Annotated in this window: 10 protein-coding genes and 1 riboswitch; of the genes, 9 read left to right on the top strand and 1 reads right to left on the bottom strand. The window is 39.5% G+C overall.

The features are described from left to right. The first annotated feature begins 356 nt into the window (after nucleotides 1-356). From MED217_RS00050 to MED217_RS00010, 9 genes are all read left to right on the top strand, one after another. Complete coding sequence (locus tag MED217_RS00050; RefSeq protein WP_009778406.1) at nucleotides 357-1,742, top strand: OmpA family protein; 1,386 nt, start codon at nucleotides 357-359, stop codon at nucleotides 1,740-1,742. 81 nt (nucleotides 1,743-1,823) lie between these two features. Beyond that, nucleotides 1,824-4,526 (top strand): PD-(D/E)XK nuclease family protein, encoded by a 2,703-nt coding sequence (locus MED217_RS00045; protein WP_009778405.1) that lies wholly within the window; start codon nucleotides 1,824-1,826, stop codon nucleotides 4,524-4,526. A 103-nt stretch (nucleotides 4,527-4,629) separates the two neighbouring features. After that, on the top strand, nucleotides 4,630-5,073 hold the full coding sequence (locus tag MED217_RS00040) for a thioredoxin family protein (RefSeq protein WP_009778404.1): 444 nt from the start codon (nucleotides 4,630-4,632) through the stop codon (nucleotides 5,071-5,073). Beyond that, nucleotides 5,073-6,062: an FAD:protein FMN transferase gene (locus MED217_RS00035; protein ID WP_009778403.1), complete on the top strand. Its 990-nt coding sequence runs from the start codon at nucleotides 5,073-5,075 to the stop codon at nucleotides 6,060-6,062. Before MED217_RS00040 ends, MED217_RS00035 begins: the two co-directional genes overlap by 1 nt. After that, on the top strand, nucleotides 6,059-6,271 hold the full coding sequence (locus tag MED217_RS00030) for a DUF4266 domain-containing protein (protein ID WP_009778402.1): 213 nt from the start codon (nucleotides 6,059-6,061) through the stop codon (nucleotides 6,269-6,271). Before MED217_RS00035 ends, MED217_RS00030 begins: the two co-directional genes overlap by 4 nt. A 12-nt stretch (nucleotides 6,272-6,283) precedes the next feature. After that, nucleotides 6,284-7,558 (top strand): DUF3570 domain-containing protein, encoded by a 1,275-nt coding sequence (locus tag MED217_RS00025; protein ID WP_009778401.1) that lies wholly within the window; start codon nucleotides 6,284-6,286, stop codon nucleotides 7,556-7,558. 139 nt (nucleotides 7,559-7,697) lie between these two features. Continuing rightward, nucleotides 7,698-9,641, top strand: coding sequence for a M1 family metallopeptidase (locus tag MED217_RS00020; protein WP_009778400.1), 1,944 nt, complete (start codon nucleotides 7,698-7,700; stop codon nucleotides 9,639-9,641). Nucleotides 9,642-9,765: 124 nt separating this feature from the next. After that, complete coding sequence (locus MED217_RS00015) at nucleotides 9,766-10,155, top strand: hypothetical protein (protein WP_009778399.1); 390 nt, start codon at nucleotides 9,766-9,768, stop codon at nucleotides 10,153-10,155. Nucleotides 10,156-10,235: 80 nt separating this feature from the next. After that, a riboswitch (Fluoride riboswitch) is annotated at nucleotides 10,236-10,300 on the top strand. A gap of 46 nt (nucleotides 10,301-10,346) precedes the next feature. After that, complete coding sequence (locus MED217_RS00010; RefSeq protein ID WP_009778398.1) at nucleotides 10,347-11,657, top strand: voltage-gated chloride channel family protein; 1,311 nt, start codon at nucleotides 10,347-10,349, stop codon at nucleotides 11,655-11,657. Here MED217_RS00010 and MED217_RS00005 read toward each other — a convergent pair. Beyond that, complete coding sequence (locus tag MED217_RS00005; protein ID WP_009778397.1) at nucleotides 11,654-12,007, bottom strand: hypothetical protein; 354 nt, start codon at nucleotides 12,005-12,007, stop codon at nucleotides 11,654-11,656. The two genes, MED217_RS00010 and MED217_RS00005, sit on opposite strands and share 4 nt — an antisense overlap. Nucleotides 12,008-12,461: the final 454 nt, after the last annotated feature.

Below are 12,461 nucleotides of genomic sequence, written 5' to 3'. Positions count from 1 at the left end.
TAAAAACAAATTAAACGCTGTATGTCAACACCTTATAACAAGGTATTATTTTCAATAAAGGTTTAATAAAACTTTATCACTTGTCATTTTGTGGCTTTGCATTAACAAACTACTTTTACCCCTGTAAATGTTAAACAACCAAACCGAAAAGAGCAATAGACTTATTTAAATAGTTTTAGTTTTCGGTGAATTGATTAAAATAAACAATGTGATTTAACAAAGATTAAGCAACAAAATCAAGTATAGAATGACTCAATATTAAATTTCACTGATGATTTTTATTAAATTTGGCTTTGTTGCTAGATTTTAACAAATTACATTTGCTTCAATTAACACTTAAATTTTACTTACTTAACATGAAAAATCTTACTAAATTATTTCTGTTTGCGGCTTTGACCTTCGTGGGTCTGAGTACTGCAAACGCACAAGACAAAAATAACCCTTGGGCTATTAGTATAGGGGTTAATGCAGTGGATACCTATCCTGTATATCCACCAGATAACAGACCTTTAACCGGAGGATTCCCTGACGAATATTTCAACGTTAGAGATCACTGGAATATCCTTCCTTCTGTTTCTACTCTTTACGTAGGTCGCTACGTAGGTGCTGGATTTGCATTTGGCGTTAGAGGTTCTATCAACAAAATTGATCAAATGGGAGACCTTCCTGTTGATGATCTAGCATACTACTCTGTTGATGGTATGTTCTCTTATAGCTTCCGTGACGCTCTTTTTGGAGAAGGCGGTTGGTTTGACCCTTACCTAGGTGGTGGTGGTGGTTACGTGTTCATTGGTGATATGCCAAGTCACGGAACCCTTAACGGTACTGTAGGTATTAAATTTTGGTTAAGCGACAACATCAACCTTGATGTATCATCTACTTACAAGCACGCAATGATGCCTGGTACTTATTACACCAGACACATGCAACACGTAGTAGGAATTGGTTTTGCTTTCGGAGGAACTGATACTGACGGTGACGGAATCTACGATGACGAAGACGAATGTCCAGAAACTCCAGGTTTACCTGAGTTCAACGGATGTCCTGATACTGACGGTGACGGAATTAAAGATTCTGAAGATGCTTGTCCTGAAGTAGCTGGTTTACCAGAATTTAACGGATGCCCTGATACTGACGGTGACGGAATCCCTGATAACGAAGATGCTTGTCCAGATGTTGCTGGTCCTGCTGCAACTAACGGTTGCCCTGATGCAGACGGTGATGGTGTAATTGATTCTGAAGACGAGTGTCCTAATGAGGCTGGTCCTGCTTCTAACAACGGATGTCCTTTCGCTGATGCTGATGGTGACGGTGTTGCAGATAAAGATGATGACTGTCCTAATGTAGCTGGTCCTGCTTCTAACAATGGATGTCCTGAAGTTGATGCTTCTGTATTAGAAGTATTGAATGGTGAAGCTGGTCGTATCTTATTTGATACTGATAAAGCAACTATTAGAACAAGTTCTTACGAGACTCTAGCTAGAATCGCTAGTATCGTTAAAGAATATCCTACTGCTTCTTTTGAGGTTGAAGGTCACGCTGATAGCCGCGCAAGCAACGCATACAACATGGATCTTTCTGAAAGAAGAGCACAATCTGTTGTAGATTACTTAACAAGTAAAGAAGGTGTTAATGCAAGCCAGTTATCTATCAAAGCTTACGGTGAAGAGCAGCCAATCGCTCCTAATACTACAGCTGCTGGTATGCAACTTAACAGACGTGTAAAACTTACTTTAGAGTAAGACACTTCTTTTCAGATTTTATCTGAAATAATATAAATGGAAAACGCCCTGATAATTCAGGGCGTTTTTTATTTTTAACCTATGACTACATTCATAGATGAAGTAATAAATAACCTTCTAAAATCTCAATTACCCCTTACACAAACTGTAGTGGTACTGCCCTCCAAACGCGCGGGTAATTTTTTTCTTCAGCGTTTAAAGCTTCAACTCCAAGAAACTACTTGTTTTCTTCCCAAAACTATTAGTATTGAAGAACTTGTAGAAGAGATTTCAGGATTAACAGCGGCATCTCAGACGCAGTTACAGGTTGAACTTTACCACACCTATCAAACGCACTTTGAAGGTGACAATCCAGAATCCTTCCTTAATTTCTTAGGTTGGGGACAAACGCTTTTAGGTGATTTTAATGAAATTGATCGCCATCTTATTGATACCAATTCGTTTTTTGATTACCTCTCTGCTATTAAAGAACTGAATCATTGGTCTACAGATCAGGATTCTCAACTTATTTCTAATTATTTGATCTTTTGGAAATCGATCAGCAGCTATTATGAGCATTATAAACAACACCTCGAACGTCTAGGCTTAGGGTATCAAGGTATGCTTTACAGAAAAGCGGTAGAAAACCTTGAACGCTATCTCGACCAAAATGAAGAATATGTTCTTTTTTGTGGTTTTAATGCGCTTAACACCGCAGAACAAAAAATAATAGATCGTTTTTTAGAAAGACCGAATACCAAAATATACTGGGACATCGATCCCTATTTTCTCGAAGATCAAAATCACGTCGCCAGTAGATTTATCAAAACCTATCTTAAAAAGTGGAATGCTGCCGCCGACAAAAACTTTGCCTTTCCTGTAGAGCAATCAAATTTTAACGTTGAAAAGAACATTACTGCAACAGGAATCGCTCAACACGTTGGGCAAGTAAAGTATGTAGGCCAACTCTTAGAAAATCTATCCAATGCTGAACTTAACGAGACTGCTGTAATTTTGGGAGATGAGCATTTGCTTTTGCCTTTGCTCAATTCGCTACCCGCTTCAATAAAGCACCTTAACGTCACTATGGGGCTACCCCTAGAACAGGTAGCTCAAGCAGCATTTTTTGAAAGTTGGTTTCAACTACAGATCAACAAGCAAGGGCAGGGTTATTATTACAAAGATGTATTGTCATTGTTAGACCAACAGTATGCAATACTATTACTTGATGGAGAACGCGAAATTTTAAAAAGAACGATTACCGAAAAAAATCTGATCTACCTCGAACCTCAATTTATTATTGACTCCAATGCTTCTGATAACGCCAAACTCCTATTCTCTTCCTGGCAAAATTCTAGCAGTAGTGCACTCGAGTATATTTTAGAAAGTATTCAAGCCATTAAGGAAATCCTGTTTCCTCAAAAAAACTGGCTTCAGCTTGAATTTTTACACGCATTTCTAGAACTGTTCACACGCTTAAAAAACTTAAACGACACCTATACATACCTCAACGACTTACGCACACTTAAACAGTTTTATAAGGAACTATTAAGTCAGGAAACACTCGACTTTAAAGGGGATCCCTATCAAGGACTGCAGATTATGGGAGTTTTAGAGTCTCGTGTGCTCGATTTTAAAAACATCATAATCACTTCTCTTAATGAAGGCACGTTTCCCTCGGGAAAAAGTCAAAACAGCTTTATTCCTTTTGATCTAAAAATCGAAGCCAAGCTTCCTACCTATCGTGAAAAGGATGCTATTTATGCCTATCATTTTTTCAGAATTCTTCAGCGCGCTCAAAAGGTGAACCTCATTTATAACAATGAAGCAGGTGGTCTCAACAGCGGAGAAAAGAGCCGGTTTTTATTACAGCTCGCCACAGATCCTAATGCTCGTTATCAGTATCAGGAACAAAGTGCTAGCGCGCCCGTAAGTCTTGAGCCGGTCACCTTAAAACAAGTTGAAAAGACTCCTGAGATCATTGAAGCAATCAAAAAACACGCAGCTTCCGGATTTTCACCTTCGGCTTTAAGCACCTACATTAGAAACCCTATTGATTTTTATTATAAATATGTTCTAGGTGTTGAAGAACTGGAAGCAGTAGAAGATGTTATCGCGCACAACACTTTAGGAACGGTGGTGCACGAATCGCTAGAAAACCTGTATAAACCCTACCTCAACACCATCTTAACCGAAGAAATACTTCAGCAAATTTTAAAACAGGTAAACGCTGAAGTACAACATCAATTTGAATTGCATTACAATGCACTCAACATTAAAACAGGTAAAAACCTAATCATATTTAATGTTGCCAAGCAGTTTGTACTGAATTTTCTCAACCTTGAACTTCAATCGGTTAAATCAGGTAAAGAGATTATCATCAAAGCTCTAGAAGCCAAATATACGATTCAGCTTACTCCAGAAATTAAGCTTAAAGGAACTGTTGACCGCCTCGATCTTGAAAATAAAGTCACCCGTATTCTCGATTATAAAACCGGCAAAGTCGATCGTGGACAACTGGTAATAAAGGACTGGGAAACACTCATTTCAGATTATAAAAAGCAGTCTAAAGCATTTCAAGTATTGTGCTATGCCTTGATGCTTTCTAAAAGTGAAGGCCTTCCCGGTGCTTGTGAAGCGGGTATAATTTCATTTAAAAACTTGAATTCTGGCTTCTTAAAGCTTAGCCAAGACAAAGACACGGCAGTAACTTCAGAATTGCTGCAAACCTTTGAAGAATACCTTCTGAAACTTATCAATGAGATTCTAGACATCAATACGCCTTTTACTGAGAAGGAAGTCTAAAAAACTAAATAGCCTTTTTTTTCGTTTATATCTATGTAACTCGAGTTACAAGATCTATAGAAAATGAGCACTACTTTTAAAGTGGTTAAAATGAAAGGTTATTATGTTTAAAAAAATTGTTTTTACACTTGTTGTATTAGTATTTGCTCAACAAACGCTTCACGCGCAAAACTGGTTGACCAGTTGGAGCACTGCAAAAGAACGCGCAACCACTCAAGACAAACCCATTATTCTGGTCTTTCAAGGCTCAGACTGGTGTGCGCCGTGTATTAAATTAGATAAGGAAATTTGGCAATCTGACGCCTTTAAATCTTATGCTCAGAAGCATTATGTGATGCTTCAAGCAGATTTTCCACGGAAAAAGAAAAATGCACTACCCGAAGCCCAACAAAAAGCCAATAATACATTAGCGGAACACTATAATCCCAACGGCTACTTCCCATTTGTGGTTGTTTTAGACAAGAATGGCCACGTTTTAGGAAACACAGGTTATGAAAAAACAACTCCAGAAGCTTATATCAAAAAACTAAATGCCTTTGTAAAATAATGCTCAAACCTGCTCTACTCTTTATCCTTGCCTTGGTGACCACGTTTAATTTACACGCGGCACAACAACCGTACAAGCGAACGCTCAAATTGATGGGCAGTCGCTTTGACATTACAGTTGTAGCAGATAATGAAGCGCAAGGAGAAGCCTATATTGATTGGGCAGTCGGCGAAATTACCCGGATCGAAAAATTGATTTCTTCGTGGGACCCTAATTCACAGACTTCGGCAATTAATGCCAATGCAGGAAAAAAACCAGTAAAAGTAGACCGCGAACTTATTGAGCTTATTCAGCGGGCTATTGCCATTTCAAAACTAACCGATGGCGCTTTTGATATCAGCTATGCTTCGATGGATAAAATCTGGAAGTTTGACGGAAGCATGACCGCAATGCCCGATGCGCAAACCATAACCAATTCTGTTGAGAAAGTAGGTTTTCAAAACATTGTCATAGATTCTGAAGCAAGCACGGTTTTTCTCAAAAAAGAAGGGATGAAAATTGGCTTTGGAGCCATTGGCAAAGGCTATGCAGCAGACAAAGCCAAACAGCTTTTGATCGAAAAAGGTGTTTCCGCAGGAATCATAAACGCTTCAGGCGATATGAACACTTGGGGAAAACAAACCAACGGCAACCCATGGAAAGTTGCGATCACCAATCCGCTGGATAAAAATAAAGTCTTTGCTCTTTTACCTATCGTCAACAGCGCCGTAGTAACCTCTGGTGACTATGAAAAATACGTGACGTTTAACGGCACACGATACGCGCATATAATTGACCCAAGAACCGGCTACCCCGCAACGGGAATAATTAGCGCAACGGTTTTTGCTCCTAAAGCAGAACTGGCAGATGCGCTGGCTACTTCGGTTTTTGTCATAGGAATAGAGGTAGGCCTAAATAGAATTAATCAATTACCTGGCATAGAATGCATCATCGTTGATGATCAAGGAAACATTCACAAGTCAGACCATATAGAAATCGAGAAGCCATGATAAAAAAACTGAGTATGCTGTTCATTTTAGCGTGTTCCTTTACCAGCTGCGTTGCTGTAAAAGAATATGAAAAGGTAAATATCAATGATCCTGATATGGCGCTTGCTGATAAAGCTGCAGATCGCAATGTATCTACCTTTCACTCGTATCGCGAGGCGGCAGTTGGTGCTAACGGAGGAAAAACGGGCGGAGGCTGCGGTTGTAACTAAATCTATAAAGCGATGATGAAGAACAACTACTTCTTACTATTTTTTGCCCTGTTTTCAGTTGCTCTTTTTGCTCAGGAAGAGCAACAAGAAAGCACGTATAAAAAACGTGTTCTTGAAACTACCGAAGTCGACCTGCTTAGCAGTTATTACAGCCAAGATGGAAACAACGCCGCCGTAAGTGGTGGTATTGGTACCGAAGAGCTCACAGACGCCACAGGAACGATCGTAGTGGCGATTCCATTAAACGATGATGATGTTTTGACGATTGATGCCGGAGTTTCTGCATACACCTCTGCCTCTTCTTCAAACATCAATCCTTTTGACGGCGCAAACTTGGGAAATGCATTTCAAGCGTCTTCTGGTGCTTCTCAAAGCGATACTTGGGCCAATTTGACCGGCTCGTATACACACAATTCTGATGATCGCAATCAGATCTGGTCGGCAAAAGCTTCAGTCTCTTCTGAATATGATTATTTCTCGATAGGTTTCGGTGGAAGCTACACGCGTTTATTCAATGAAAAAAACACAGAATTAAGCATCACGGGAAATGTATACCTAGATACGTGGACGGCAATCTATCCTGTAGAATTGAGACCGGGCGCCGCTTATGGCGATGCGGGCTACAATCCGCAGTTTACACCGTTTGATGACACATCACGAAATTCCTATTCGCTAGGTTTTGGTTTTTCTCAGATTCTTTCAAAAAATCTTCAAGGCTCCTTAGCACTGGATCTGGTTCAACAAAACGGACTATTATCTACGCCTTTTCAGCGTGTTTATTTTAGTGATAAACAAGATTATTTCTTTGATGACTTTCAGCTGGCAGATGATGTAGAGCGTCTTCCCGATACACGTTTTAAAATTGCTCTTGGCGGAAGATTGAATTACTACATTAATTCTGTATTTGTCTTGCGCTCCTACTATCGCTACTACACTGATGATTGGGGCATCACGTCACATACTGCAAGTCTTGAACTTCCTATAAAATTGGGTGATAAATTCACGATTTACCCGTCTTATCGTTTTTACAATCAGACGGCTGCAGATCAATTTGGTGCTTATGAAACGCATCTTTCTACCGATGCTTTTTATACTTCAGACTATGATTTATCTAAGTATAATGCCAATCAGTTTGGCTTCGGTCTGAACTATACAGACATTTTTACCAAATTCCACATTTTTCAATTTGGTCTCAAAAGTATTGACTTGAAGTACTACAACTACAAACGCAACACCGGTTTAAGCTCAAATATCATTACTGCAGGATTCAAATTTGTTCAAGACTAAGGCATTATTGTAGCTTTATTTTTCGCAAAAAGGAAGAGAACTTCTACTTTTAAGCCATTATAATCTTCAGGGTTCACCCTACCCTAGGTTTAAAACAGAAACAATACTATTTCAAAATTTTAGTAAATCCTTTTAGTTAATGAACATTTTTAGAAAAAAACTTGCTCTTGCCGCACTTGTTTTCGGCGGAATTGCAGCAAGTAATGCACAAGAAGTGCAAAGCAATCAATCGCTTTTTAACGAATTCTTAGATCACAACGGAAATGAGTTTCGTACAGCAACCGGAAAACCGGGAGAAGATTACTGGCAAAACGAAACCGATTATAAAATCGAAGCCACTCTTGATGATCAGGCACACACCATCACCGGGAAACTTACGTTAGAATATACCAACAACAGTCCACAAGAGCTTGATTTTATCTGGATGCATTTAGAACAAAATCGCTTTACCCAAGATTCTCGCGGAACATTAACAACGCCCATTAGCGGTAATCGCTACAATGGTGATGTAGACGGGGGTTATACCATCACCAATTTGGAGGCTAATGTAAAACGTAGTTCTTCATCAAAACATATCATTACAGACACGCGTATGCAGGTCTTTTTTGACGAACCCATTCCTGCAAATGGTGGTGAAGCGACCGTTTCTATGAACTTTACTTATAAAATTCCGGTGAAAGGAATGGATCGTATGGGCCGTCTGGAAACCGAAAACGGAACCATCTATGCCCTGGCACAATGGTTTCCGCGTGCGGCAGTTCTTGACGATATCGAAGGATGGAATATCGAGCCGTATTTAGGTGCAGGCGAATTCTATCTCGATTATGGAGATTATGATTTCAAAATCACTGCGCCTTACAATCACATCGTAGTTGCTTCGGGCGCTTTGCAAAATGAAAAAGATGTGCTTTCAGCAACACTTCGTGACCGCATGGAAAAAGCAAAAAACAGCGACGAGACGGTGATGCTGGTAAAAGCAGACGAACTAGACGATATGTCGTTGAGAGCAAAACAAAGCGGTACACTCACGTGGCATTTCAAAATGGAAAACACCCGTGATGTTGCTTTTGCTTCTTCTAAAGCTTTTATTTGGGATGCAGCAAAAATCAATTTACCTAGCGGAAAGAAAGCGTTGGCACAATCAGTTTACCCTATTGAAAGTGACGGTCAAGGCGCTTGGGCACGTTCTACAGAATACACCAAACATTCGATTGAAAACAACTCTGAGATGTGGTTTGAATATCCTTATCCTGTAGCTGTAAATGTTGCTGCAGACATCGGCGGAATGGAATATCCCGGTCTTAGTTTTTGTAGCTGGAAGTCTACCGGAGCAGGATTATGGGGCGTAACCGATCACGAATTTGGTCACAACTGGTTCCCGATGATCGTTGGTACAAATGAGCGTCGCTATGCTTGGATGGATGAAGGTTTCAATACGTTCATCAACCACTACAGCTCAAACAAATTTAATAACGGAGAATACCCTTCAAACCTTAATCAAACCCGAAATGCGATAGGATGGTATACAAACCCTAATCGTGAAGGCATTGACACCTATCCTGATGTAACTAACTTAAGAAACTTAGGGATGATCGCTTATGCAAAACCTGCACAAGGATTATTTATGTTGCGTGAGTATATCTTAGGCCCGGAGCGCTTTGACAACGCCTTTAAATCTTACATTAAAACTTGGGCGTACAAGCATCCACAACCACGTGATTTCTTCAATCATATGGAAAATGTTGCCGGTGAAAACCTGGCTTGGTTCTTTAAAGGATGGTTTTATGGAACCGGTAATATTGATTTAGCTGTAAATAGCGTGCGTCAATATCAAGGTAATTATGTGATTAGCCTTTCAAACAACGGTGATATCCCGATGCCGGTAAAAATGCAAGTTACTTTTGCAGATGATACTACTCAAATGGTAGAACTTCCTGTGGAGATCTGGCAAAGAGGTAATGACTGGAACTATCTTTTAGAAACTGATAAACAAGTCGCTAAAGTAACGCTTGATCCAAACAAGATGTTACCAGATGTCAACTTCTCAAACGACAGCTGGCCGGTAGCACAATACCAAAACTAAGTGTAGCTTTTAAAAGTAAAACCCCGAATGCTTCAGTATTCGGGGTTTTTTATGTGATCTATAGCAGTGTAACATTTTTCGATTTTACCTACCTATAGTTCAAATCATCAACATCAATCAAATTATGGAAACTCAAACCAACAACCTCAACACCTACCGCATCCTTTATATCATAAAAGGAATCTTCAACCTTCTGGGTGCTGTTTTCTTTATAGGCTACGGCTTCTTTATGAATTTTATTTTTACTGAAGTCAACCAAAATGCCGAGACGCCTTTTGATATGTCTACCTTTTTCGGGATCATTTGCGGGATAGGCTTCGTCATGAGTTTAATTTTTGGGATTGTAACGCTGCTAGGCGCCAAATACATTGGTGAAGCACGCAATTACACCTTTGTGCTTATCGTTGCTATTCTCAATTGCCTTACCGGTATTTTAGGAATTCTTCTGGGAATCTTTTCAATTATTGAGATCAATAAGCCACACGTAAAAGCCTTGTTTGACCAGAATAAATAGAATCGAAGCATTAAATCTTGATTATTCAGTAAAAGCTGTTTTCTTAAAGCACTTTAAAGATTTATTTTATCTTTGTTGCTTCAATCACAGGCAATGAGGTCTGCCTCAAACCGCTTCTTAGCAAGCTGATGACTTCTACTTAACCGGCCCGCAAACGCGAGGTCAAAGTAGAATCATTTATATATGGCAGTATGAACTTAGACAAATTCAAGCGCTCGCTCACTTCAATCGAGCAAATTCCTTCTCTGGTTTATCTTTTTAAATGGATTATCATCTGCACCTTGATCGGGGCGATTGCAGGCAGTATTTCGGCATTTTTTCTGCTCAGTTTAGAATGGGCTACCAATTATAGGGAAGCTCATTTATGGATTATTGCGCTACTTCCTATTGGCGGTTTTCTTGTTGGTCTTTCTTATCACCTCTACGGAAACAGCGTCGTAAAAGGAAATAACTTGTTGCTTGAAGAGTTTCATACGCCTAAAAAAGTGATTCCGTTTAAAATGGCGCCTTTGGTGTTATTTGGTACCATCGCCACGCATCTTTTTGGAGGATCAGCCGGTCGTGAAGGTACTGCGGTTCAAATAGGTGGCGCAGTGGCCGATCAATTCACAAAAATCTTTAAACTGAATAATCAAGACCGAAAAATTTTACTTATTGCCGGGATAAGTGCCGGTTTTGCTTCGGTTTTTGGAACACCGCTCGCCGGAGGGATTTTTGCTTTAGAAGTTCTTATTCTTGGAAGAATTCGGCTAGATGCGATCGTACCGAGTTTTCTTGCGGCCGTGCTTGCCGATTATTTCTGCCAAGCCTGGAATGTAGGTCACACGCATTATCATATTAATTCAATTGCCGAAATGAACCCGGCCAACCTGTTATGGGCACTTCTCGCCGGAATTATTTTTGGTTTGGTGAGTATGCTGTTCTCAAAAAGCACACATTTTTGGAGTTCGCAATTCAAAAAATACATTAAATATCCGCCGCTAAGACCTTTTATTGGCGGTGTTGTAATCGCCATTGCTGTGTATTTAATAGGCACCACAAAATACATAGGACTTGGTGTTCCCACCATTGTAGATTCGTTCAGCGAAGCGATGAACAAATATGATTTTCTTGTCAAAGTATTATTCACATCATTTACACTGGGAGCCGGATTTAAAGGTGGCGAGGTAACACCCTTGTTCTACATCGGTGCGACTTTAGGAAATGCATTGATCTGGTTTATTCCCTTACCGATGGATCTTCTCGCAGGTATGGGGTTTGTTGCTGTTTTTGCCGGCGCGACCAACACACCCATTGCGTGCACCATTATGGGTATTGAACTTTTTGGGATCGAATCTGGCGTGTTTATCGCCATCGCGTGTAGCACCGCTTACCTGTTTTCTGGTCATTCAGGAGTTTACGCTGCGCAAATCATCGGAAGTCCTAAAAACACCCATTACAACAACGAAAAAGGCAGTTTGCTTTCTGAAATCAGTGAGAAAAGAGCAAATAAAGAGCTTTAATTACTCGCAAACACTTCTGGTTTTCTTATGTATGCTGCAAACAGCGTACTCATCAAAATAAGCATTAATACTTCGGCAGGTTTACCTTTATACAGATGAATGCCAATAACCGGAAGCATATAAAGCGAAAGCATCGTTACGCCCCACAGCATCGTTTTTTGATAATAGAATAAGGCAAGTCCCGTAAGAATAAAAATTCCTGCGGTAAGCATCACCGCACTGCTTTGTACAATTTTCCCTGTTTGATTAGGATCGAGCAATTTGTCAAGCGCCGTTGGAACATAAAAAACAGCGAGCAACACTGAGGGTAAATAGATTAAAATGGAAATTAATATGGGTTTGGCTTTCATCTTGCGCTTTGGTTAGTTTACGAGCTGCTAATACCAGCTCAAAATGTATAACGCAAAGTGAATCAACATCGTATAGAACTATTAATATTCTAAAACTCAAAAAGATTTCAAGCAAGAGCTCTAAATAATTGATTATTGCAAAATTTAAAAAAATACATCAAATCTATTTTTTTATATACAACAATCAAAAAAAATTATATATTTGTGGAGTAAAAAATATCCCTGTTGACGCAGGGAGTATTTTTTAATATAAAAAAGAGTTGGAGCTCTTAATTAATATTTTTTAAACATGGCAAAATTAGACAATTTTCATCAATCTCCAAACAGAAGGAGATTAGCATCCCTAGAAGGATGCAAATATGATCTTGAGGAACATTTAAAAAACATGTTTCTCGCATTTCAAGAAGCTTTAATAAAGTATAACAAAGAGTTAGCTCAAACGCCTCCTGAGGCG

Source organism: Leeuwenhoekiella blandensis MED217, from assembly GCF_000152985.1.
Classification (GTDB): domain Bacteria; phylum Bacteroidota; class Bacteroidia; order Flavobacteriales; family Flavobacteriaceae; genus Leeuwenhoekiella; species Leeuwenhoekiella blandensis.
Note: the sequence above shows the minus strand (reverse complement) of the source record. Positions and strands in the feature narration are given on the sequence as shown.